23 protein-coding genes are annotated in these 22,143 nt (G+C 76.3%); 7 read left to right on the top strand and 16 right to left on the bottom strand.

The genetic code is table 11. The features are described 5' to 3' along the window. Positions 1-42: 42 nt before the first annotated feature. The 3 genes from mftE to ACI78V_RS03865 form a co-directional block, all read right to left on the bottom strand. Positions 43-738, bottom strand: a complete 696-nt coding sequence (mftE, locus tag ACI78V_RS03875) for a mycofactocin biosynthesis peptidyl-dipeptidase MftE (RefSeq protein ID WP_456849106.1) — start codon at positions 736-738, stop codon at positions 43-45. Between the two features lie 89 nt (positions 739-827). Then, positions 828-1,736, bottom strand: a complete 909-nt coding sequence (locus ACI78V_RS03870; RefSeq protein WP_456849105.1) for an ABC transporter permease — start codon at positions 1,734-1,736, stop codon at positions 828-830. Position 1,737: 1 nt separating this feature from the next. Further along, positions 1,738-2,730, bottom strand: a complete 993-nt coding sequence (locus tag ACI78V_RS03865; RefSeq protein WP_456849103.1) for an ATP-binding cassette domain-containing protein — start codon at positions 2,728-2,730, stop codon at positions 1,738-1,740. 62 nt (positions 2,731-2,792) lie between these two features. Between ACI78V_RS03865 and ACI78V_RS03860 the strand changes: the two genes are divergently transcribed. Next, positions 2,793-3,455: a TetR/AcrR family transcriptional regulator C-terminal domain-containing protein gene (locus tag ACI78V_RS03860; protein ID WP_456849101.1), complete on the top strand. Its 663-nt coding sequence runs from the start codon at positions 2,793-2,795 to the stop codon at positions 3,453-3,455. Between the two features lie 17 nt (positions 3,456-3,472). On the opposite strand, the gene ACI78V_RS03855 is transcribed toward ACI78V_RS03860, so the two are convergent. Beyond that, positions 3,473-5,404, bottom strand: a complete 1,932-nt coding sequence (locus ACI78V_RS03855; protein ID WP_456849099.1) for a mycofactocin system FadH/OYE family oxidoreductase 2 — start codon at positions 5,402-5,404, stop codon at positions 3,473-3,475. Positions 5,405-5,459: 55 nt separating this feature from the next. Between ACI78V_RS03855 and ACI78V_RS03850 the strand changes: the two genes are divergently transcribed. Both ACI78V_RS03850 and ACI78V_RS03845 read left to right on the top strand, forming a co-directional pair. Continuing rightward, positions 5,460-5,837 carry a YchJ family protein gene (locus tag ACI78V_RS03850; protein ID WP_456849097.1) on the top strand — a complete coding sequence of 126 codons (378 nt, stop codon included), beginning with the start codon at positions 5,460-5,462 and terminating at the stop codon, positions 5,835-5,837. A 96-nt stretch (positions 5,838-5,933) separates the two neighbouring features. After that, positions 5,934-6,413, top strand: a complete 480-nt coding sequence (locus ACI78V_RS03845) for a pyridoxamine 5'-phosphate oxidase family protein (protein ID WP_456849095.1) — start codon at positions 5,934-5,936, stop codon at positions 6,411-6,413. Here ACI78V_RS03845 and ACI78V_RS03840 read toward each other — a convergent pair. Genes ACI78V_RS03840 through mftA form a run of 4 tightly spaced genes read right to left on the bottom strand, consistent with a single transcriptional unit; the run spans position 6,410 to position 10,020 of the window. Beyond that, positions 6,410-8,254 carry a mycofactocin system FadH/OYE family oxidoreductase 1 gene (locus ACI78V_RS03840; protein ID WP_456849430.1) on the bottom strand — a complete coding sequence of 615 codons (1,845 nt, stop codon included), beginning with the start codon at positions 8,252-8,254 and terminating at the stop codon, positions 6,410-6,412. The genes ACI78V_RS03845 and ACI78V_RS03840 overlap by 4 nt on opposite strands. A gap of 14 nt (positions 8,255-8,268) precedes the next feature. Further along, the gene (mftC, locus tag ACI78V_RS03835) at positions 8,269-9,501 is read right to left on the bottom strand and encodes a mycofactocin radical SAM maturase (RefSeq protein WP_456849093.1); all 1,233 of its coding nucleotides are present in this window, start codon (positions 9,499-9,501) and stop codon (positions 8,269-8,271) included. Between the two features lie 52 nt (positions 9,502-9,553). After that, positions 9,554-9,874 (bottom strand): mycofactocin biosynthesis chaperone MftB, encoded by a 321-nt coding sequence (mftB, locus tag ACI78V_RS03830; protein WP_456849091.1) that lies wholly within the window; start codon positions 9,872-9,874, stop codon positions 9,554-9,556. 32 nt (positions 9,875-9,906) lie between these two features. Next, a complete protein-coding gene (gene mftA, locus ACI78V_RS03825) occupies positions 9,907-10,020 on the bottom strand; it encodes a mycofactocin precursor MftA (protein ID WP_456849089.1) in 114 nt (37 codons plus the stop codon). A gap of 189 nt (positions 10,021-10,209) precedes the next feature. Between mftA and mftR the strand changes: the two genes are divergently transcribed. Then, complete coding sequence (mftR, locus tag ACI78V_RS03820; RefSeq protein ID WP_456849087.1) at positions 10,210-10,803, top strand: mycofactocin system transcriptional regulator; 594 nt, start codon at positions 10,210-10,212, stop codon at positions 10,801-10,803. 13 nt (positions 10,804-10,816) lie between these two features. Here mftR and ACI78V_RS03815 read toward each other — a convergent pair whose 3' ends face one another. Both ACI78V_RS03815 and ACI78V_RS03810 read right to left on the bottom strand, forming a co-directional pair. Next, complete coding sequence (locus ACI78V_RS03815) at positions 10,817-12,019, bottom strand: cysteine desulfurase-like protein (protein ID WP_456849085.1); 1,203 nt, start codon at positions 12,017-12,019, stop codon at positions 10,817-10,819. Positions 12,020-12,131: 112 nt separating this feature from the next. Then, a complete protein-coding gene (locus ACI78V_RS03810; protein WP_456849083.1) occupies positions 12,132-13,574 on the bottom strand; it encodes a bifunctional 3-(3-hydroxy-phenyl)propionate/3-hydroxycinnamic acid hydroxylase in 1,443 nt (480 codons plus the stop codon). 151 nt (positions 13,575-13,725) lie between these two features. On the opposite strand from ACI78V_RS03810, the gene ACI78V_RS03805 reads away from it, so the two are divergent. The 3 genes from ACI78V_RS03805 to ACI78V_RS03795 all read left to right on the top strand — a co-directional run bounded on the left by ACI78V_RS03805 (position 13,726) and on the right by ACI78V_RS03795 (position 16,932). After that, on the top strand, positions 13,726-14,853 hold the full coding sequence (locus tag ACI78V_RS03805) for an NDMA-dependent alcohol dehydrogenase (RefSeq protein ID WP_456849081.1): 1,128 nt from the start codon (positions 13,726-13,728) through the stop codon (positions 14,851-14,853). A gap of 139 nt (positions 14,854-14,992) precedes the next feature. Further along, a complete protein-coding gene (locus tag ACI78V_RS03800) occupies positions 14,993-15,886 on the top strand; it encodes an AAA family ATPase (protein ID WP_456849079.1) in 894 nt (297 codons plus the stop codon). 110 nt (positions 15,887-15,996) lie between these two features. Continuing rightward, entirely contained in the window at positions 15,997-16,932 is a 936-nt protein-coding gene (locus ACI78V_RS03795) for a vWA domain-containing protein (protein ID WP_456849077.1), read from the top strand. 12 nt (positions 16,933-16,944) lie between these two features. Here ACI78V_RS03795 and ACI78V_RS03790 read toward each other — a convergent pair whose 3' ends face one another. From ACI78V_RS03790 to ACI78V_RS03765, 6 genes are all read right to left on the bottom strand, one after another. Beyond that, positions 16,945-17,418, bottom strand: a complete 474-nt coding sequence (locus ACI78V_RS03790) for a molybdenum cofactor biosysynthesis protein (protein ID WP_456849075.1) — start codon at positions 17,416-17,418, stop codon at positions 16,945-16,947. A 139-nt stretch (positions 17,419-17,557) separates the two neighbouring features. Beyond that, positions 17,558-18,229, bottom strand: a complete 672-nt coding sequence (locus ACI78V_RS03785; RefSeq protein WP_456849073.1) for an ATP-dependent Clp protease proteolytic subunit — start codon at positions 18,227-18,229, stop codon at positions 17,558-17,560. Beyond that, entirely contained in the window at positions 18,226-18,495 is a 270-nt protein-coding gene (locus tag ACI78V_RS03780) for a helix-turn-helix domain-containing protein (RefSeq protein WP_456849071.1), read from the bottom strand. The genes ACI78V_RS03785 and ACI78V_RS03780 overlap by 4 nt, the downstream gene beginning before the upstream one ends. Positions 18,496-18,594: 99 nt before the next feature. Continuing rightward, positions 18,595-19,716 carry an XdhC family protein gene (locus ACI78V_RS03775; RefSeq protein ID WP_456849069.1) on the bottom strand — a complete coding sequence of 374 codons (1,122 nt, stop codon included), beginning with the start codon at positions 19,714-19,716 and terminating at the stop codon, positions 18,595-18,597. A 92-nt stretch (positions 19,717-19,808) separates the two neighbouring features. Beyond that, positions 19,809-20,903 carry a vWA domain-containing protein gene (locus ACI78V_RS03770; RefSeq protein WP_456849067.1) on the bottom strand — a complete coding sequence of 365 codons (1,095 nt, stop codon included), beginning with the start codon at positions 20,901-20,903 and terminating at the stop codon, positions 19,809-19,811. 70 nt (positions 20,904-20,973) lie between these two features. Beyond that, positions 20,974-21,969 (bottom strand): AAA family ATPase, encoded by a 996-nt coding sequence (locus ACI78V_RS03765; protein ID WP_456849065.1) that lies wholly within the window; start codon positions 21,967-21,969, stop codon positions 20,974-20,976. Positions 21,970-22,143: the final 174 nt, after the last annotated feature.

The following is a 22,143-nucleotide window of genomic DNA, read 5'->3' as shown; positions in this document are numbered from 1 at the left end:
TGGACGCGGGCGGCGTCCCCGGCCGCAGCCCCTCGTCCCCAGCTAGCCGCGCAGCCGCCCGGTGGGGTCGACGTCCCATGCCCGGACGGCGGCGGTGAGCCGGCCCGCCATCGCGGCGAGCAGCGTGGCCCCCTCCTCGGCCGAGGCGCCCGCCGGGTCGCCGAGCACCCCGGTGGGGCTCACCCCGTGCACCCCCTCCGCGCGCAGCCGCGGCAGCAGCTCGGCGATCGGGGTGGTGTCCCCGGCGACCGCCCGGTCGGACCGCACGAGCGCCGGTTCCACGTGCAACATCAGCGAGGTCTCGGTGCGCCCGGCGTGCGCGTCGGCACCGGGCACACCGCAGGGGAACCAGCCGACGTCCCGCCCCTCCGAGCGCAGCACCGCGACCGACGCCCGCAACGCGTCGAGGTTGCCGCCGTGCCCGTTGACCAGCACGAGCCGACCGGCCCACCGGCAGGCCGAGCGGCCGTACTCGGTGAGGAGGCCGGTGAGCGCCGCCGTGCCGATCGAGACGGTGCCGGGGAAGCCCTCGTGCTCACCGCTGGCCCCGTACGCCAGGGCGGGGGCCAGCAGGGCGCCGTCCAGGTCGCCGGCCGCCGCGTCGGCGACCGTGCAGGCGACCGTCGTGTCGGTGGCCAGGGGCAGGTGGTGGCCGTGCTGCTCCACCGCGCCGAGCGGCACCAGGAGCAGCGGGCGCTCGGGCAGGTCCGGCCAGACGGCACCGGCGAGGGAGGTCACCGGAGCAGCCTAGGGAGGCCCCGTCCGGGCGGTTCCCGCGCAGGGCCGCCGCGAGCCTGCGGGTGCCGGCGGGCGACGGGGTCCTCCTCCTACTCCGTGGTCTTGAAGACCCGTGCCGCCAGGGCGACCAGGCCCAGCGTGATGACGGCGACCGTCAGCAGCTGGACGCCGACCGGCACCTCCCACCCGAACCAGGTGAGCACGGGCACCAGCCGCTCCTGCTCGGCGGCCGACAGCGACAGGTGCTCCAGCGTGAGGTGCCGCATCGGCTGGACGACGTAGGTGAGCGGGTTGAGCCGCGTCAGGACGGCGAGCCAGTCGGGCAGCCCGGAGACGGGGAACAGCGCCCCCGACAGGAACATCATCGGCATGATCAGCAGCTGGCTCACCGGCATCGCCGTCTGGATGGTCTTGATCCGGGTGGACAGCAGCACGCCGAGCGCGGTGAGCAGCAGCGAGCCGAGGAACAGGCAGCCGACCAGCTGCAGCAGCAGGATCGGCGCGTAGGGGATCCCGACCGTGCCGACCAGGGCCAGGAGCACCAGGCTCTGCACGGTCGCGACGGCGGCACCGCCGAGGCACTTGCCCCAGATGATCGCGCTGCGGGAGATGGGCGCGACCATCATCTCCCGCAGGAAGCCGAACTCCCGGTCCCAGACCAGGGAGATGCCGGCGAACGCGGCGGTGAAGAGCACCGAGGTCGCCAGCACGCCGGGGAAGAGGAAGGCCTGGAAGCTGGTGCCGCCGCCGGTGTCGATGATGCTGGACAGCCCCGTGCCCATCACGAAGATGAACAGCACCGGCTGCAGCAGCATGGTCAGGATCCGCGCCCTGTCCTGACGCAGCCGGATCAGCTCCCGGCGCATGACGACCCAGGTGGCGCGCAGCTCGTGGGCCAGGTCGCTGCGCACCTCGCGCAGCGGCGCGGCGGCGGGGGTGGTGTCCCGGGCGGTGGCGTTCGGCATCGTCATGTCGTCCTCGTCGACGGAGTCGGTCACGTCATCGCCTCCCGGTGAACAGGGAGCCGGCGGGGCCGGCGCCCTCGGAGTCGCGGATGGTGCGGCCGGTGTAGGTCAGGAAGACGTCATCGAGGCTGGGCCGGGTGACGGTCACCGACCGGATGCCGACGCCGAGCTCGGTGAACAGCCGGGGGACGACCTGCGCGCCCTCGGCGACGGCCAGGGTCACCTGCCCCTCGTGGATGCCGGCCTCGATGCCCAGTCGCTCCCGGACACGGGCGATGGCCAGCTCGTCGTCGTCGGTGCGCAGGGCGATGCGGTCGGTGCCGATGCTGGACTTCAGCGCCTCCGGGGTGTCCTCGACGACGACCTCGCCGTGGTCCATGATCGCGATGCGGTCGCAGTGCTCGGCCTCGTCCATGTAGTGCGTCGTGACGAACACGGTGATCTCCGTCGTGCGGCGCAGGTCGTGCAGGTACTGCCAGATCGCGGCGCGGGTCTGCGGGTCCAGCCCGATGGTGGGCTCGTCCAGGAAGAGCACCTGCGGGGCGTGGACCAGGCCGCGGGCGATCTCCAGCCGGCGCTTCATCCCCCCGGAGAAGCGCTGCACCGTGTCCGACCGGCGGTCGGCCAGGGCGACCATCTCCAGCACCTCGGCGATGCGGCGGTCGGCCTCGGCCCGGGCCAGCCCGTACAGCTCGGCGTGGAAGCGGAGGTTCTGCTCGGCGGTGAGCTGCAGGTCCAGCGTCTGCTGCTGGAACACCAGCCCGATCCGCCGCCGCACCCGGTCGCGCTCGCGGACGACGTCGAACCCGGCGACCCGGGCGGTGCCCGAGGTGGGGTTCCGGATGGTGCAGAGCATCTCGATGGTCGTGGACTTCCCCGCCCCGTTGGGGCCCAGGAAGCCGTAGGTCTGGCCGGCCTCGACCCGGAGGTCGATGCCCCTGACCGCCTCGACGACGGAGTCACCGCTCCTGTACGTCTTCGTCAGCCCGGCCACCTCGATGGCCGGGTCCCCCACCGCGTCGGACACGGCGAGCACGGTTCTCTAACACCGTTAGGGTGTCAAGCGTGAATCCGGCGGAGCGGCCCCGCGTGACCCGCGAGGCCGTCGTCGACGCGGCGCTGGCCCTGCTGGCCGACGGCGGCCTGGAGTCGGTGTCCTTCCGGCGCGTGGCCGCGCGCCTCGGGGTGGCCGGACCGACGCTCTACTGGCACGTCGAGAACAAGCGGCAGCTGATGGACCTCATGGCCGAGGAGCTGTTCCGCCGGGCCGGCGTCGACCACCCGCCGCCGGAGCCGGGCCAGCCGTGGTGGGAGTGGCTCCGGGAGGACGCCCGGCGGATGTTCGCCGCGCTCGTGGCCACCCGCGACGCCCCACGCGTGCTCGCCGGCAACCGGCCGGGCCGGGAGAGCCTGGAGCGGATCGAGCGGTCCCTGGCCGTCCTGGTCGACGCGGGGCTCACGCCCGGGCAGGCCCAGCACACGCTGTTCGCGATCGGCTCCTACGTGATCGGCAGCACCACCGAGTGGCAGGCGGAGGCCGAGCGCAGCCGCAGCACCCCGCTGCCGGCGGCCGACGACGCGGACGCCGACGCCCTGCGGGCCGACGTCCTCGCCGACCACCCGGTGCTGCTCGCCGCGATCACCGAGGCGCTCGGCGAGCCGCACGGGACGACCTTCGAGTTCGGCCTGGACCTGCTCGTCCGGGGTCTGCGCGCCCGGTTCGCGCCGGGTGGGGGGCCACGGCGCGGATAGCGCGTCCCCGCACCCCGCTACAGCGCCGCGCCCACCCGCTCGCCGTCCAGGGTGGCCGCCGAGGCGCGCCGGGGCGCCAGGCAGTCCCCCACCCGGTGCACCTCCAGGCCGCTGCCGGCCAGGGCCCGCCACAGCTCGTCGTCCGCCCGGGCGTGCGTGGCCACGACGACCCAGTCGACGGTCCGCTCCTGCCGCGCGCCGGTCGGGTGGTGCAGCAGCCGGACGACCCGACCCTCGACGCCCTCCACCACCAGGTCCGTGGTCTCGCGGATGCCGAGTCCGGCCGCGCGCGCCCGCCAGCGCGGTGCGTCGAGGGTCAGGCCGAGGTCCTGCCCGACCACCATCGCCGCCGTGGTCACCTCCACCCGGCACCCGCGGCCGGCCAGCAGCTCGGCGACCGACGGCGCCGCGGCCGCACCCAGGTCGTCGACGACGAGGACCTCACCGGCGGGCGCGACCCGCCCGGCCAGCACGTCGCGGACGTCGACCACCCGGTCGCTGTCCCCCGCCCACGCCGGCCGGGCCGGGCGGGCGCCGGTGGCCAGGACGACGGCGTCGGGCGCCTGCGCCCGGACCACCTCGGCGGTGGCCCGCACCCCGGTGCGGACGTCGACGCCGGCCCGCGCGCACTCGGCGGCGAGGTCGTCGACCAGCGGCCGCAGCCCGCCCCGGCCGGGGGCCGACGCCGCGAGCACGACCGCGCCGCCGGTCGCGGCCGCCTGCTCCAGGAGGGTCACCGCGTGGCCCCGCTGCGCGGCGGTGGCGGCGGCCCGCAGCCCGGCCGGCCCGCCGCCGACGACGAGCACGCGCCGGCGCCGGACCGGGGCCCGCAGCGGCGCCTCCCGCCCGGCGCGGGGGTTGGTCACGCAGCCCAGGGGCCGGTTGAGGCCGACCCGTCCCACGCACTCCTGGTTGCAGCCGAGGCAGGTGCGGATCTCCGCGGGCCGCCCGCCGAGCGCCTTGGCCGCGAACTCGGGGTCGGCGATCTGCCCGCGGGCGACACCGACGAGGTCGCAGTCACCGTCGGCCAGGGCACGCTCGGCCTGCACGGGGTCGAGGAACCGGCCGACGCCGATGACCGGCACGCCGGCCGCGGCGCGGATCGCGGCCGAGAGCCGCCGCGCGTAGCCGGGCGGGGTGGTCATCGGCGGGACGACCTGCTCGAGGGTCACCGTCGCGACGCCGACCGTGGTGCTCACGTAGTCGACCAGGCCGCGCTCGCCGAGCAGCCGGGCGGTGGCGGCGGCCTCGGCGGGCGTGGTCCCGCCGTCCACCGCCTCCTCGCCGGCGAGGCGCACGCCGAGCGCGCGGCCGGGCCCGAGCGCCGCACGGACGGCGGTCAGCACCTCCACGAGGAAGCGGGCGCGGTTCTCCAGGGACCCGCCGTACCCGTCGGTGCGCCGGTTGGTGGCGCGGGAGAGGAACTGGCGCGCCAGCGAGGACTGGGAGGCCTGCACCTCGACGCCGTCGAAGCCGCCCGCGGCACACCGGGCCGCGACGTCGGCGTAGCCGTCCACCAGGCGGGCGAGGTCGGCGGCGGTCGCCTCCCGCGGCACCTCGCGGAACAGCGGGTCGGGCACCGGGGACGGCGCGACCACGGGCGCCCGGGTGTGCGTGCCGTCGGACTGGCCGCCGTTGTGGTTGAGCTGGGCGAACACCGGGACGCCGTGGGCGTGGACGGCGTCGGTGAGCCGCCGGTAGCCGGGCAGCACCGCCGGGTCGTGGCCGCGGACCAGCTTCTCGTAGGGCCGGTCGGCGGGGTCGACGGTCGACTCCTCGGTGACCACCAGCCCGGCCCCGCCGGCGGCCCGCGCCGCGTAGTACGCGGCGTGCCGCTCGGTGGGCAGGCCGTCGACGGCGTAGTTGGTCAGGTGGGCGGGGAAGACGACCCGGTTGGGGAGGGTCACCGGCCCCACCCGCAGCGGGGCCGCCAGCCGCTCGAACCGCACCCGTGCCCCTCCCAGCCCGTGCCGGGGACACCGTGCCCCCGGGACACTCTTGCGCATGGCTCCCCGACGCTGTCCCTGCGGAACCGGACTGCCGTACGCCGAGTGCTGCGGCCGGTTGCACGACGGGACGGCCACCGCGGGCACCGCGCAGCAGCTGATGCGGTCGCGGTACAGCGCGTTCGCGGTCGGGGACGCCGGCTACCTGCTGGCCACCTGGCACCCGACGACGCGGCCGGCGTCGCTGGACCTGGACCCGGCGGTGCGCTGGACCGGGCTCGACGTGCTCGGCGGCACCGGCGGCGGGCTGCTGGCCCGGGAGGGGACGGTGGAGTTCCGCGCGTGGTACCGGTACCGGGGCGAGACCGGCAGCCGGCACGAGGTGAGCCGGTTCGTCCGCGAGGACGGCGCCTGGCGCTACGTCGCCGCGGTCTGACCGGGGCCGGAGACGACCGTCCCCGCCCCTCCGGTGTCGGGGCGCCGCGGTCGGGGCAGGAGGGGGTCATCCGGTCGCGCACGACGAGAGGACGCCATGACCACCGAGGACAGCCGCAGGGTCGCCGAGCTGATCAAGGGAGAGCGGTTCGGCTTCCTCACCACCGTCACGCCCGCGGGCACGCTCACCAGCCGCCCCATGACGCTGCAGGAGGTGGAGTTCGACGGCGACCTGTGGTTCTTCGCCGAGCGCGGCACCGACTGGTTGGCCCACGTCGCGGCCTCACCGCAGGTCAACGTCGGCATCGGGTCCGGCGGCACCTGGGTGTCCCTGACCGGGCGCGCCTCGGTGGTCGACGACGTGGCGAAGAAGAAGGAGCTGTGGAACAGCGGTGTCGAGGCCTGGCTGCCGCAGGGCCCCGAGGACCCGTCGACGGTGCTGGTCAAGGTCGACGCCGACTCCGCGGAGTACTGGGACAGCCCCGGCGGCCGGCTGGCGACGGCGTTCAGCTTCGTGAAGGCCAAGGCGACCGGACGGCGGATCGACGCCGGCGAGAACGAGAAGGTCGACCTCTAGCCCTCCAGCAGCGCCCGCGCCGCGCGCCGGCCGTCGAGCACCGCCTCGAGCACGGTGCGCGGCGCGACGACGTCCCCGGCCCCCACGGCGGCGTCCGGCACGGCGCCGGGCAGCGGCGCAGCGGCGTCGACCACGACGGCGCAGGGCACGCGGCGCCCGGCCCCGGTCCAGCGGTCGGCGACCACGGCGACGCCGTCCCCGACCGCCCGGAGCACGCAGCCGGTCTCCCGCCGCACCCCCGCGCGCGCCAGCCGGCCGTTGGCCGGCGCCAGGTCACCGGCCAACCGGACGCCGACGACGTCGTCCGGGGTGACCACGGTGACCTCGCGGCCGGCCGCGGCGAGCAGCTCGGCCACCCCGGTGCCGGCCGGGCCGCCGGCGGGATCGTGCACGACCACCGGGCCCGGCGGCAGCGCCCCGCCGGCCAGCACCTCGGCGGCGGGGAGGACACACGCCCCGTCGGCCACCGCGAACTCCGGCGGCCGGGGCCGCGCCCCGGTGGCGACGACGTCCCCGGCGTCCACCGCGGCCCCCAGCTCGACGCGCACGCCGAGCCGCCGCACCTCGCCCTCCAGCCAGTCGGCGAGGTCGGCGAAGCGGGCCCGGCCGGGCAGGGCGGCGACCAGGCGCAGTGCACCACCGAGCCGCCCGGACCGCTCGACCAGCCGGACGTCGGCGCCCGCGCCGGCCAGCACCCGCGCGGCCTCCAGCCCGGCCGGCCCCCCGCCGACGACGGTCACCCGCCGGCCGGCACCCGACGCGACGCCGGCCGGCTCCTCGGTCTCGTGGCCGCTGCGCGGGTCGGCCACGCAGCTGACCGGTGGGTTGCGGACGTCCAGCACCTGGCAGGCCTGGTTGCACAGCGTGCAGGGACGGACCGGGACGCCGGCCCGGGCCTTGGCCACCAGGTGGGCGTCGGCGATCTGGGCGCGGGTCATCTCCACCGCGTCGGCGACCCCGCTCGCGAGCGCGGCCTCCGCGGCGGCGACGTCGACCACCGAGCCCTGGAGCACCACCGGCGTCCCCCCCGCGGCGGCGCGCACCGCACGCGTGAGGTCGACGTTGAACCCGGGCGGGGTGTGCCCGTCGGGCCGGTGCGCCGAGGCCGCCAGACCGCTGCCGCGCACCACGGTCAGCAGGTCCACCAGCGGGGCGAGCCCGGCGACGACGTCCACCGCGGACGCCGGCGTCCTGCCGGCCCACGGCGCCTGCTCGTCGCAGGACAGCCGCAGCCCCAGCACCCGGCCCGGGCCCAGCTCCGCGCGGACGCCGGCCAGCACCTCGCGCAGCAGCCGCAGCCGGTCGGTGCCGTAGCCGTCGGTGCGGGTGTTGGTGAGGCCGGAGGCGAACTGGCGCAGCAGCGCACGCGGGCCGGCGTCGACGTCCACGCCGTCGAGGTCGGCGGCGACCGCGGTGCGGGCGGCGGCCCGGAACCCGGCGACCACCGCGGCGATCTCGTCCGGCTCCAGCTCCGCGGGGACCTCGCGGGTGACGACGTCGGGCACGGCGGAGGGCGCCCGGAGCGCGGCCCGGGTGTGCGCGCTCGTCCCCTGCGCCCCCGTGTGCCCGAGCCCGGCGAGCACGAGCGCGCCCGCCGGCCGGCAGGCGGCGACGACGTCCGCCCAGCCGGGGCCGCAGTCGGCGGCCAGCGGACTGCGCTCGTAGGGCCAGTCGCTGTCGTGCACCGACGCGGTCTCGGTGACGATCACGCCGCAGCCGCCGGCGGCGCGGCGTGCGTAGTAGGCGACGTGCCGCTCCGACAGGGCCCGGCCGCGGCCCAGGTTGGTCTCGTGCGGGCCGAACAGCACCCGGGAGGGTGCCGTCCGGCCCGCCAGGACCAGCGGTTCGAGGAGCCTCAGCGCAGGTCGAGACCGGCCAGCGGCGACTCGTCGCAGATCTTGGCCGGGATGCTCGGCATGCCCAGCAGCGTGGGCTGACCGCGGACCGGACCCGTGTGCGAGTGGTCGATGTGGCTCTTCGGCGTGACCAGGTCCGCGGCGCGGGCGGCCAGCGCGCTCTCGCCGTAGCCCTGCACGCACTCGGGATCGGGGCCGTCCAGCGGCAGTCCGGTGAAGAACTTGGCCGCCATGCAGCCACCGCGGCAGGCGTCGAAGTGCGCGCACTTGGTGCAGGCTCCGCCGGTCTGCGGGCTGCGCAGGTCGGCGAAGAGCTCCGAGGACTGCCACACCCGCTGGAAGCCGCCCTCGTCGCGCACGTTGCCGGCGAGGAAGTTCTCGTGGATGGCGAACGGGCAGGCGTAGACGTCGCCCACCGGGTCGATCAGGCAGACGACGCGGCCGGCGCCGCACAGGTTGAGCCCGGGCAGGGCCTCGCCGAACGCCGACAGGTGGAAGAAGGAGTCACCGGTCAGCACCTTGTCGCCGTTGGCCAGCAGCCAGGAGTAGAGCTCCCTCTGCTGCTGCTGCGTCGGGTGCAGCTCGTCCCACACGTCGGCGCCCCGGCCGGAGGGGCGCAACCGCGTGATCCGCAGCTGGGCGCCGAAGGAGTCGGTGAGCGCCTTGAACTGGTCGAGCTGGCCGGCGTTCTCGCGGGTGACGACGACGGAGACCTTGAAGTCCTTCATCCCGGCCTCGGCCAGGTTCTCCAGCGCCCGGATCGCGGTCGCGTAGGAGCCGGTGCCGCGGACGCGGTCGTTGACCTCGGCGGTCGCGCCGTCCAGGGAGATCTGCACGTCGACGTAGTCGGTGCGGGCCAGCTGCGCGGCGCGGGTCTTGTCCAGCTTCACGCCGTTGGTGGAGAACTTGACGCCGACGTCGTGACCGATGGCGTAGTCGAGCAGGTGCCAGAAGTCCGGCCGGACCGTGGGCTCGCCGCCGCCGACGTTGACGTAGAAGACCTGCATCCGCTGCAGCTCGTCGATGACCGCCTCGGCCTCGGCGGTGGACAGCTCCCGCGGGTCGCGCCGTCCCGAGGAGGACAGGCAGTGCGCGCACGCCAGGTTGCACGCGTAGGTGAGCTCCCAGGTGAGGCAGATGGGCGCGTCCAGCCCGTACTCGAACTGGTCGATCAGCCGCCCGCCGACCGGGCGTTCGGGCGCGGGCGTGCGGGGCGGCAGGACGGCCGTCATCGCGGGGCCCCGCAACGTCGTGGAGCGGAGCGGGTCAACGTCGTGGGGCGACTCATGCGGGTCCCTCCCGGAGCTCGATCATCTGCGAACGTGCGAGGTCGGCCAGCGCCTTGACGTAGGCCGGGCGCTGGGCCGCGGGGACCCCGCACGCGACGAGGGTGGCCTCGGCGCTGGGGTGGTCGGCCAGCGTCTCGACGACGGTGACCAGCGTCCTCGACTTCAGGAACGACAGCTTCCGGTTGCCGAAGTGGTAGACCAGCGCGCCGAAGGGCTCGGGGCGCAGCGCCACCGAGCGGGCCCGCCGCCAGGGCAGCGACGGGTCGAACGCGGGGGCGCCGGGACCCGGCGGTGGAGCGGCGCCGGCGTCGCTCATCGGCTCGGCCGGCACCGCGACGGGGGCGTCGATCAGTACACCCCGCACATGCCGTCGATGGAGACCTCCTCGACGAGCGACTCCTCCACCAGGGCCTCCTCGGCCGCGGGCGCCTCGACGGTCTGGGTGTCGGTGGTCTCGGGCACGGTGCCTCCTGTGATCCGGGTTACGAACGTGGGGTGGACGTTAGTGACACCCAGTGCCACCGGCAACACCGGGGGTCGGACGCGCCGCGCAGGTCAGCCGCCCGTGTGCGCGCCCGCGGGCGGTCGCTCCGTCCGGGACGCGACGCCGGGACCGACCGGGTCGACCGTCCGGTGGCCCAAGATGTCCTCGTGACCTCGCTGCTGCCCGACGCGCGTTCGGACACCCGTGCCCGGATCGAGCAGGCGGCCCTGCACCTGTTCGCCCGCACCGGGTTCGAGCAGGTCACCACCGACGAGATCGCCGACGCGGCCGGCATCAGCCGCCGGACGTTCTTCCGCTACTTCGCCACCAAGGCCGATGCGGTGTGGGGTGACTTCGCCTCCCACGTCGAGCGGCTGGAGCAGCTGCTGGCGACGGCGCGCGCCGACCAGCCGGTGCTCGCCTCGATCTGCGCCGCCTACGTCGAGGTCAACGACTACTCCGCGGCCGACCTCCCGATGCTGCGCCGGCGGATGGCCCTGATCCTGGGCGAGCCGGCGCTGCAGGCGCACTCGCAGGTGCGCTACGCCGACGTCGACCGGGTGGTGGCCGAGCACGTCGCCCGGCGCACCGGGGAGCGGCCCGACATGCTCCTCCCCCGGCTGGTGGCCACCACCACCCGCGCCGCGGCGACCACGGCGTTCGAGGTGTGGCTGACCGACGGGACGACGTCCCTCGGCGACGTCCTGCACGCCGCCTTCGACCAGCTCGCCGCCGGCTTCCCGACCCTGCGCACCGCCTGATCCCCGGTCCCGCTCAGCACCCGAGCCACTCCCCCAGCCCGGCCAGCAGCCGGTCAACGTCCGCGTCGTCGGTGTAGGGCGCCAGCCCCACGCGCAGGCCGCCGGCGTCGCCGAGCCCGAGCCACCGGGAGGCCTCGATCGCGTAGAAGGAACCGGCCGGGGCGTTGACCCCGCGCCCGGCGAGGAACCGGTACGCGTCGGCGGCATCCCGGCCGGCGAAGGTCAGCAGCAGCGTGGGCGTGCGCCGCCGCGCCCGCGACCACACGGTGACGCCGGGGAGCGCCCGGACGCCGTCCTCGATGCGCTCCCGCAGCCGGTCCTCGTGCTCCTCGAGCGCGGCCATCCCGACCTCGAGCCGCGCCCGCCGGTCGCCCTCCGGGCCGCCGAGGCCGGCCAGGAAGTCCACCGCCGCGGTGGTGCCGGCGAGCAGCTCGTAGGGCAGCGTGCCCAGCTCGAAGCGCTCCGGGACGGCGTCGGTGGAGGGCAGCAGCTTGTCCGGCCGCAGCGTCTCCAGCAGGGCGGGCGCGGCGACGACGCAGCCGCAGTGCGGGCCGAGGAACTTGTACGGCGAGCAGGTGTAGAAGTCGGCGCCGAGCGCGCGGACGTCGACCGCGGCGTGCGCCGTGAGGTGCACGCCGTCGACGTACGTGAGGGCTCCGGCGTCGTGCGCCAGGGCGGCGATCGCGGCGACGTCGGGCCGGGTGCCGACGAGGTTGGACGCCCCGGTGACCGCGACCAGCCGGGTGCGGTCGGAGAGGACGGCGGCGACCGCCTGCGGGGGGAGCTCCCCGGTGGCGGGGTCGAACCCGGCCCAGCGGACCGTGGCTCCCCGGGCGTGCGCGGCCTGCACCCACGGGCGGACGTTGGCGTCGTGGTCCAGCCGGGTGACCACCACCTCGTCACCCGGACCCCAGCCGGCCGAGAGCACGCGGGAGAGGTCGTAGGTCAGCTGGGTCGCGCTGCGGCCGAAGACGACCCCGCCGGGGTCCCCGGCGACCAGGTCGGCGACCGCCCGTCGCGCCCCGAGGACGACGTCGTCGGCGGTGCGCTCGGCCTGCGTGACGCGGCCACGGTTGGCGATCGGCGAGGTGAGGGTGGCCGCGACGGCCGCGGCCACCGACTCGGGCACCTGCGAGCCGCCCGGTCCGTCGAAGTGCGCGGTGCCGGCGCGGAGGGCGGGGAAGCAGGCCCGGACGGTCTCGACGTCGTAGCTCACCGCGACAGCATGCCCACACCCCTGCCGCGCGCCGCCCCTCGGGCGCCGGGTGCGCACAGCCCGTGCGCTCGCGCGCCGGCCCGGCGCGGTCCGGGCACGGACCGTGCCCACGTCAGCGGGCGGACTGCACGATCCGGTCGGGGCGGACGACGACGGTCGTCGCCCGCGCGCGCCGCAGCCACGTGGTGAGGACGCCGTCGACGTCGGCCAGCACGATCTCGACCCCGCCCACCGGCCGCACCGCCACCCGCCCGGGCGCGAGCAGCCGCAGCCGTGCCGTCCCGGGGCCCAGGACGTCGTCCACCGGGCACCGCCGGCCGCCGACGTCCACCGGGGCTCGGGGCAGCAGCGTGCCGGCCAGCCGCCGCCCGGCCCGTCCGCGGCGCCGGACCAGCGGGCCCCGGCGCAGTGGCGGGGTGCGGCTGTCCGTGGCGAAGGCCGCCACCGCCGGGACCCGGCCGACCGCCGCCAGCACCGCGCGCCGCAGCGCGGCCCCGCCGGCGCCACCGCCGGTCACGAGCCGGCCGACCAGCAGCGCCAGCCGCACCATCGCCCGGGTGTGCGGCGCGCGCTCGGCCTGGTGGGTGTCGAGCAGACGGTCGTCGGCCGCGCCGGTGAGCACCGCGGCGAGCTTCCACGCCAGCTGGTGGACGTCGCGCAGCCCCAGCCCCAGCCCCTGGCCGATGAAGGGCGGGGTGAGGTGGGCGGCGTCCCCGGCCAGCAGCACCCTGCCGACCCGCCAACGGTCGGCGACCTGCGCCCGGTAGACGTACTCGGCGACGCGCACCACCTCAGCGCCGTCCGCGCCGGCGGGGGCCAGCAGCGCCGGGAGCCGGGCGGCCAGCTCCTCGCGGGTCTCCCCCGGGCGCATGCGGAACTCCCAGCGGTAGCGGTCACCGGCGACCGGCATGAACGTCGCCGGCCGGTGCCGGTCGCAGACCTGGTGCACGCCCGGCCACACCCGCAGCGGCGCGGCCGAGCGGAGGTCGGCCACCAGCCAGCGGTCGGCCCGCCCGAGGTCGGCCATGGCGGCGCCGACGAGCCGGCGCACCGTGCTGTTGGCACCGTCGCAGCCGAGCACCGCGGCCGCGAGGACGTCCGCGACGTCCGTGCCCGCGCGCACGGTGACGGAGACGCCGACGGGGCCCGCGGTCAGGCCCACCACCTCCGCGCCGGTGCGCACCGTGATGCCCGGCGTCGCGCCGGCGGCGGCCAGCAGCGCCTCCTCCAGGTCGGGCTGGTGGAACATCGACCCCTGCGGCCAGCCGTGGGTGCCCGCCGAGGGCGAGCGGCGGAACTCCGCGAGGGTGCGCAGCCGGCCGTCGAGCAGCCGCAGCCCGCTCATCGGCCGGCTGATCCGCAGGAACGCCTCGGCGACCCCGGCGTCGGCCAGCGCCCGCAGGGCCTCGTCGTCGAGGTGCACCGCACGGGGCCGGCCGTAGGGCGCCGGCTGCCGCTCGAGGACGAGCACCGCCAGCCCCCGACGGGCCAGGAGCAGCGCCGCGGTCAGCCCCACCGGGCCCGCGCCGACGACGACGACCGGCCCGTCCACCACGGCGCCACTCTCCCAGGGGACGGAAACCGGGGTAGCGGGAACGTTGCAGCTCCCTTCCCCTTGTGTGAGCCACGCCATAACGTGCGGACACAGTCATGCGCTCGTGCATGCAGGACGGCCCTCGACGACGAGGGCGACGAGGAGGTTCCCTGTGCCCGTGAACACCCGTGGCGCGATCCTGCGCTCCGCTCCCGGCAAGTGGGAGGTCACCGACCTGATCGCGGACGACCCGCGTCAGGGCGAACTGCAGGTCAAGGTCGCCGCGTCCGGCCTGTGCCACTCCGACGACCACATCGCCACCGGCGACATGCAGGTCGGCCACTACCCGTTCCTCGGCGGCCACGAGGGCTCCGGCGTCGTCACCGCCGTCGGCCCGGGCACCCCGGGCTTCAAGGAGGGCGACCACGTCGTCTTCTCGTTCCTGCCCGGCTGCGGCCGCTGCCGCTACTGCGCCAACGGCCAGCAGTACATCTGCGACTCCGGCGCCAACCTGCTCATCGGCTCGCGCTGGGACGACGCGGAGAGCTTCCGCTTCCAGACCTCCGACGGCACCCCGGTCGGGCAGATGTGCGGTCTGGGCACCTTCGCCGAGGTGACGACGGTCGACGTCCGGTCGACGGTGAAGATCCCCGAGGACATCCCCCTCGACGTCGCCTGCCTCGTCGGGTGCGGTGTCGGCACCGGGTGGGGCACCGCGGTGCAGGCCGGTGAGGTCAAGGCCGGCGACACGGTGATCGTCATGGGCATCGGCGGCATCGGCATCAACGCGGTACAGGGCGCCTCGCACGCCGGGGCGAGCCACGTCATCGCCGTCGACCCGATCCCGTTCAAGCGCGAGAAGGCGATGGAACTGGGCGCCACCCATGCCTTCGAGAGCATCGAGGAGGCCGCGGACTTCGCCCGCAGCGTCACCAACGGTCAGGGTGCGGACAAGGCGCTGGTCACCGTCGGGATCCTGAAGGGCGAGCACGTCGCCCAGGCCTTCGACGCCATCGGCAAGGGCGGACGGGTCGTCATCACCGGCCTCGGCGACCTCACCGACGTGGGCATCCCGATCAACCCCAGCATGCTCGCGCTGTTCACCAAGGAGATCCGCGGCGCGCTGTTCGGCGACCAGAACCCCAGCTCCGACATGCTCAAGATGCTCCGCCTCTACCAGGAGGGGAAGCTCAAGCTCGACGAGCTGATCACCAGCCGCTACACGCTCGACGACGTCAACCAGGGCTACGAGGACATGAAGGCCGGCAAGAACATCCGCGGCGTCATGATCTACGACTGAGACAGGACCGCCCTCCCCCCACGCCTCGCAGGCACAGGCGCAGGGTCCCGGGAGGGTGGCCGTTCCAGCACGTCACCGGGGCCGGGGCGTTCCCTGCAGGGAGCGCCCCGGTCGCGCGTCACCCACCCCGAGGAGAACCGTGACCACCACCACCACCGCCCGGCGGCTCGACGTGGCCGGCATGGTCCGCGTCGCCCGTGAGCGGGTGGTCGCCCGCATGCGCGAGGCCGAGGTCGTCGCCGCCGCCCTCTCGGCCGGTCGCAACGTCCTCCTGGAGGGGCCGCCCGGCACCGGGAAGACGACGCTGCTGCGGTCCCTGGCCGACGGCGCGGGCGTGCCGCTGGTGCTGGTGGAGGGCAACGCGGAGCTCACGCCGACCCGGCTGGTCGGCCACCACGACGCCTCCCGGGTGCTGACCGAGGACTACCGCGCCGAGAACTTCGTGCCCGGACCCCTCACCCGGGCCATGACCGACGGCGCGATCCTCTACGTCGAGGAGTTCAACCGGGTGCCGGAGGAGACGATGAACGTCCTCCTCGGCGTCCTGTCCGAGCGCGAGATGCACGTGCCCCGGTTCGGTCGGGTCAGCGCCCGCCCCACGTTCCGGCTGGTCGCGGCCATGAACCCGTTCGACGCCGTCGGCACCGCGCGCGTCACCCCCGCCCTCTACGACCGCTCCTGCCGGGTGGCCATGGGGTACCAGGACGAGGAGGCCGAGCTCTCCGTCGTCGCGACGGCCACCGGCGGCCCGGAGAGCCTCGTGGCCCGGGCGGTGCGCACGGTCAGGATCACCCGCGACCACCCCGAGCTGCGCATCGGCTCCTCGGTGCGCGGCGCCATCGACACCGTGCTCATCGCCCTGGAGCTGGCGACCGTCCGCGGTCACGAGGGCGTCGAGGACAGCACCGGCCTCGACGCCGCGCTGGCGGCCCTCACCGGCAAGGTCACCCTGGCCGACGGCACGGCCCGCCCGGTCGAGGACGTCGTCGCCGACATCTGGCGCCGGGCGGGTGAGGAGCTGGGAAAAGCCTGACGCCCGAGGACCCGGGCGACCCCGCCGACGCGGCCGAACCACCGCCACCCCCGCCCGGGCCGGGCGGCCTGCAGGACCCACCCGGCCGCCGGCCGCCGCAGCCGGCACCGGTGGAGGACGCCGACGACGTCGAGCAGCTGCTCAAGCAGCACGCCGCCCGCAAGGCCGGCCGTGACGAGCTGGCCCGGGCGCACCCGGACTTCCGGCAGGTCTCGCCGCAGCTGGGCGAGCTGGACGAGGAGGCGATGGCCGACCTCACCGCGCGCGACCCCGACGCCGCGAACAAGCTGCTGACCGCGATGGGCCGCGCCTTCGACCCGGGGCTGCGGGCGGCCGCCCGGGCCCTGGCCTGCCGGCTGCCGGTGGGCACCCCGCGGGCCGGCGTCCCCGACCGTCCCGGCACCCGCCGCGTGGTCACCCGCCGCGACGACACCGGCAGCGACATCGACCTCGACGCGACCCTGGCCGCCCGCGGCGCGGAGCCGCACTGGCGGGCCGAGCACCTGCACACCCGCGGCTGGCGCTCCACCGGCCGGGCCTGCGTGCTCCTGGTCGACGCCTCCGGGTCGGTGGCCGGTGACGAGCTGTCGGTCGCCGTCCTCACCGCCTCGGCGCTGGCCCAGCGGATGCGTCCGGGCGACGAGCTGGGTGTGGTGGCGTTCTGGTCCCAGGCGGTGGTGCTGCGGCCGCTGTCGACCGACCCGCGCACCGACGTCGTCGTCGACCGGCTGTTCGACCTCGACGGCGGGGGGACGACCGACCTCGACCTCGGCCTGCGCACCGCGGCGGTCCAGCTGGCCCGCTCCCGCGCCGCGGCCCGGGACGTGCTGCTGCTCTCCGACGGCATGCCCACCGACAGCCCCGACCCGCTACCCGCCGCGGCCGCGCTGGCCCGCGCCGGCGCGCACCTGCACGTGTTGTCGCTGTCCGACGACCCCGAGTCGGTCGCCAACTGCGCCGCACTCGCCGCCGCCGGCGACGGGCGGGTGGCTCCCCTGCGCCGGCCCACGCAGGCGCCGGAGGCGGTGCGCACCGTCCTGGGCTGAGCGAGGCGCCGCTCAGCGCGGACGCGGGGCCGGTCCCACGGCCTGCCCCGCCCGTGCCGGGTCCAGCGGGACGGCGGCGGTGAGGACGGCGGGCCCGAGCCGCAGCACGCCGTCGGACAGCACCGCGCAGCGCACCCCGCCGCGCCCCCGCAGCCCGCGATGGGCCCCGGCCGCGAGGACGACGTCCATCCACGCGCACGGGTTCGCCGGCCGGCCGCCGCGCAGCCACACCGCCCCCGAGCCGCTGTCGAGGGCGAACTCCTGCCCGCGCAGCGCCTCCACCTCCGCGCCGCGCAGGACGACGGTGCGCCGGGCCAGCAGCGGGTCGAACGGCAGCACGCCCAGCTCGGCGGCCAGCGCCTCCAGGCCCTCGACGGCCAGCACGGTGAGCTGGGCGTCGCGGTGCGCCGGCCGGCCGGCGTAGCGGTCGCCCACCACCCCGGAGCCGGCACGCACCTCGATCTCGTCGCGCCGGTCGTCGTCCACCGGCGGGACGTCGCTCCCGGGCCGGCCGCCGTAGCGGTGCACCGGGGAGGCCAGGAGCCCGACGACCTCGACGTCGTACCGGGGCAGGACCCCCTCCTCCCCACCCCTCGCCGGCTCGGGCCGGGCCCCGGGTGGGTGCCTAATGGTCGAGCAGGCCGTAGGCGCGGGCCTCGGCGACGTCGAGCAGCCGGCCTGCCCGCATGTCACCGGCGACCTCCTCGACCGGCCGGCCGCAGGCACCGGCGAGCCGTTCCTGCAGCCGGCGCAGCTGCCGGGAGTGCTCGGCGGCCCAGGCCTCGACCGCGTGGCCGGGCAGACCCCGCGGCGCTCTGGGCTCGCACAGCCGGAAGCTCGCGTGCGCCCCGGCCTGCCGGTGGTCCGCGACGGCCAGGACGGCGAGCGCGGGGCCGGTCAGGGTGCCCAGGGAGGTGGCGTGCACGGGAGCGCCCACGAGGTCGAGGGCATCGACGAGGGTCAGGGCACCGTCCAGGTCCGCGCTGACCCCCGAGAGCCGCAGCCGGACCGGTCCGTCACCGGTGGCGTCGAGCAGGGCCAGCTCGGCCACGGCCCGGTTGACCGCCTCCGCGTCGAGCTCGCCGGCGAGGGCGACCACGCGCTGCTCGAGCAGCCGCTCGGCCAGCCAGTCCGGGGCGCCCACGACGAGCGCGGCCGTCGCCGACACCGGGCCCGGGACCGGAGGGCGCGACTCCGGCTGCCACGGCGTGCGGGGCCACTCCGGGGTCCGCGGGGGGAAGGGCGGATCGGGCGGACCGGGCGGGACGGGTGGCCAGGCGGACACGGGTCGGCTCATGGGGACTCCTCGGACGGTCGGACCTGCCAGTCGACGGTGCGGCCGAGTGCGGCCGCGTAGCGCTCGAGCGTGGACAGCCGTGCGTCGAGCTCGCCGCTCTCCAGCCGGGCGACCGCCGACTGCGACGTCCCCATGCGCGCGGCGACGTCGGTCTGGCTGAGCTCGCTCTCCCGGCGGACGCGGACGAGCTCGTCGATCAGCTCGCGCCGCCGGTCGGCCAGGCCCTCCAGACCCGGGAACCGACTGCGGCGCGGCGACGGCGGCATACCGGTGATGGTATGCCTGACTTGGTATACCCACCAGCCTCGGCCTCCCGCGGGGGCCCGCCGCGAGCCGGCGAGCGGTGGGGGCAGGCGGCCGGGGCCTCAGCGGTCGGCGGTGCGGTGGATCGGCCCCTCGGTGCCGGTCAGCCGCTCACCGGTGCCACCCCACCGCCCGGCGATGATCTCCGCGGCGATGGAGATCGCCGTCTCCTCCGGGGTGCGGGCCCCGAGGTCGAGCCCGATCGGCGAGGAGAGCCGGGCCAGCTCCTCCTTGGCCATGCCGGCGTCGGCCAGCCGCGCGAGTCGTTCCTCGTGCGTCCGTCGAGACCCCATCGCACCCACGTAGGCGACCGGGAGGCGCAGCGCGACCTCCAGCAGCGGGACGTCGAACTTGGGGTCGTGGGTGAGCACGCACAGCACGGTGCGCTCGTCGATGCGGCCGGCGTCCACCTCGGCCTGCAGGTAGCGGTGCGGCCACTCCACGACCACCTCGTGGGCGTCGGGGAAGCGCTTCGGGGTCGCGAACACCGGACGGGCGTCGCACACGGTGACCCGGTAGCCCAGGAACGCCCCCACCCGGGCGACCGCGGCGGCGAAGTCGATCGCGCCGAACACGACCATCCGGGCGGCCGGGGCGAAGGAGTTGACGAACAGTGACAGGTCGTCGCCGCGGCGCTCGCCGTCGTGGCCGACGTGCAGCATCCCGGTCCGGCCGGCGGCGAGCATGCCGCGGGCGTCGGCGGCGACGGCGTCGTCCAGCCGCTGCAGGCCGAGGGTGCCCGACACGCGGTCGGGCCAGACCACCAGCCGCCGGCCCACCCGGTCCTCCGGCCCGGCGACGCAGGTGACGACGGCGACGGGCTCGTGCGCGGCCACGGACTCGGCGATCTCGCCGAGCTCGGGGAACGACTCGCGGGAGACCCGCTCCACGAAGACGTCGAGGATGCCGCCGCAGGTCAGCCCCACGGCGAAGGCGTCGTCGTCACTGACGCCGTACCGCTCCAGCGACGGGACGCCGGTCTCGACGACGTCCTTGGCCTCCTCGTAGACCGCGCCCTCGACGCAGCCGCCGGAGACGCTGCCGACCGCGGTGCCGTCGGGGCCCACCAGCATGGAGGCGCCGGCCGGGCGCGGCGCCGAGCGCCAGGTGGCGACCACCGTGCCCATCCCGACGGTCTCCCCCGCCTGCCACCAGCCGATCAGGTCCTCGAGCACGTCACGCATCGGACAGTCCCTCTTCTCGGTGTGCGAAACCCACGGCCCCGTCCGGAGGCCCACCCGGAGTGTGCGGAGGGTGAGGGGAACGGGGTCCTCTCTCAGGCACGCGAGATCACTCCCACGAGCTCCTCGAACGCCGCCATGCTGTGCCCGGCGACGAAGTGGTCGATCGACGGCAGGGCCGCCTGCATGCCGCCGGTGAGCGGCTCGTAGCCCTCCCGCCCCTTGTGCGGGTTGACCCAGACCACCGCGTGCGCCAGCCGGTGCAGCCGTGCCATCTGCTCGGCGAGCACCTCGGTGCCGCCGCGCTCCCAGCCGTCGCTGCAGACGACGACGACCGCACCGCGGGCCGTCCCGCGCTGCCCCCACCGGTCGAGGAACGCCTTGAGCACGTCGCCGAGGCGCGTGCCGCCCGACCAGTCCGGGATGGCGGAGCCGCTGGCGGCCAGGGCCTTGTCCGGGTCACGCATCCGCAGCTCGCGGGTCACCCGGGTCAGCCGGGTGCCGATCGTGAAGACCTCCGTCGCGGCCGGGTGCGCGCGGACGGCGGCGTGCGCGAACCGCAGCAGGGCGTCGGCGTAGGGGCTCATCGAGCCGGACACGTCGACGAGCAGCACGACGCGGCGCGGGCGGGGCCGGGCGCGGCGGTGCAGCAGCCGGGTCACCTCACCACCGTCGTGCAGCGCGCGGCGCACGGTGCGCGACGCGTGCACCATGCCGTGCGCACTGGCGCGGCGGCGCCGCGACGGGCGCATCGGCACGGCGGGTACCAGCAGGGCGAACAGCCGGCGCAGGTGGTCCCGCTCGGCCACGCTCATCTCCGCGACGTCGCGGTGGCGCAGCACCTCGTCGGCGCTCGCCGTCCCGGCGAGCTCCGGCGGCTGCTCGCCGTCGTCGCTCTGCCCGGTGCCGGGCTCCAGCGGGGCGGTGGTGGCCAGCTGCCGCTCCGGCTGGGCCGCCGAGCGGGACGGCCGCGGCGCCTCCCCGCCGAAGTACGCGGCGAAGGCGGCGTCGTAGCGCTCCAGGTCGTCAGGCCCGCCGCAGAGGGTGAGCCGTCCGGCCCAGTACACGTCGGTGGCGTCCAGGACGTCGAGCGCGCCGACCGCGGCCAGCATCGCCTCGACCCGGTCCGGCGAGGCGGCCACCCCGGCGTGCCGCAGGGTGCGCGCGAACCCCAGCACCGTGTCGACCACGTCCCTCGGCGGCCGTACCGCGATGGCCCCGTCCCCCCGCGAGGGGCGGGCCTCGGCACGGGGTCCGCTCTCAGCCACCACCGAAGAGCGCCCCCCGAGCCAGGGCGTGCACGCGGTCGGCGTCCTCCCGGTACTTCAGGACGGCGCCCAGCGTGCGTGCGGCGATGTCGGGGTCGAGGTCGCGGGCACCCAGGGTCTGCAGCGCGGTGGCCCAGTCCATGGCCTCGGCGACGCCGGGCGGCTTGAGCAGGTCGAGGGTGCGCAGCTTCGCCGTCGCCCGGGCCACCTCGCGGGCCAGCTGCTCGGTGACCTCGGGCAGCCGGCGCCGCAGGATCGCCACCTCGCGGTCGAAGTCGGGGTGCTGCAGCCAGTGGTAGAGACAGCGCCGCTTGAGGGCGTCGTGCACCTCTCGGGTGCGGTTGGAGGTCAGGATCACCAGCGGCGGCGTGGTCGCCCGGATCGTGCCCAGCTCCGGGATGGAGATGGTGAAGTCCGACAGCACCTCGAGCAGGAACGCCTCGAACTCGTCGTCGGCGCGGTCGACCTCGTCGACCAGCAGCACCGACGGCGAGTCCTCCAGGGCCTGCAGCAGCGGGCGGGCCAGCAGGAACCGGCGGTCGTAGAGGGACGCCTCCAGCGTCTCGGTGTCCCCGGTGGCGTGCGCGGCCTCGGCGGCGCGCAGGTGCAGCAGCTGCCGGCCGAAGTCCCAGTCGTAGAGCGCCTGGCTGGCCTCCAGGCCCTCGTAGCACTGCAACCGGTACAGCGGGCGACCGGTCACCTGGGCCAGCGCCTGGGCGAGCGCGGTCTTGCCGACGCCGGCCTCGCCCTCCAGGAACAGCGGCCGGTGCATCGCCAGGGCGAGGTAGGCGGCGGTGGCCAGCCCCTCGTCGGGCAGGTAGCCGGTGCCCTCGAGGGCGGCGGCCAGGTCGTCGGGGCCGGCGAACGCCCCGCGCGGGGCGGACACCGGCTCCAGCGTGGCCTCACCCACCCGGTCGCCTCGCCGGCGCTCGTCGTCCGTGGTCGCGGCACTGCCGTGTTCCCCGCGTTCGCTCGCAAGCTCGCTCACGTGCCGAGCATCCCACCTGGGCCGGGGCGGCTGCTCTGCGGAGCGGCCGCCACCCCCGGTCGGGGGGGGGGGGGGGGGGGGGGGGGGGGGGGGCGGGGGGGGCGGGGCGGGGGGCGGGCGCGGCGCCGGCCGCGGGGGGGGGGGGGGGGGGGCGGGGGGGGGGGCGGGGGGGGC

The organism is Geodermatophilus sp. SYSU D00742 (assembly GCF_054049935.1).
The sequence above is the reverse complement of the archived record's forward strand: the minus strand, read 5'-3'. Positions and strand labels throughout refer to the sequence as shown.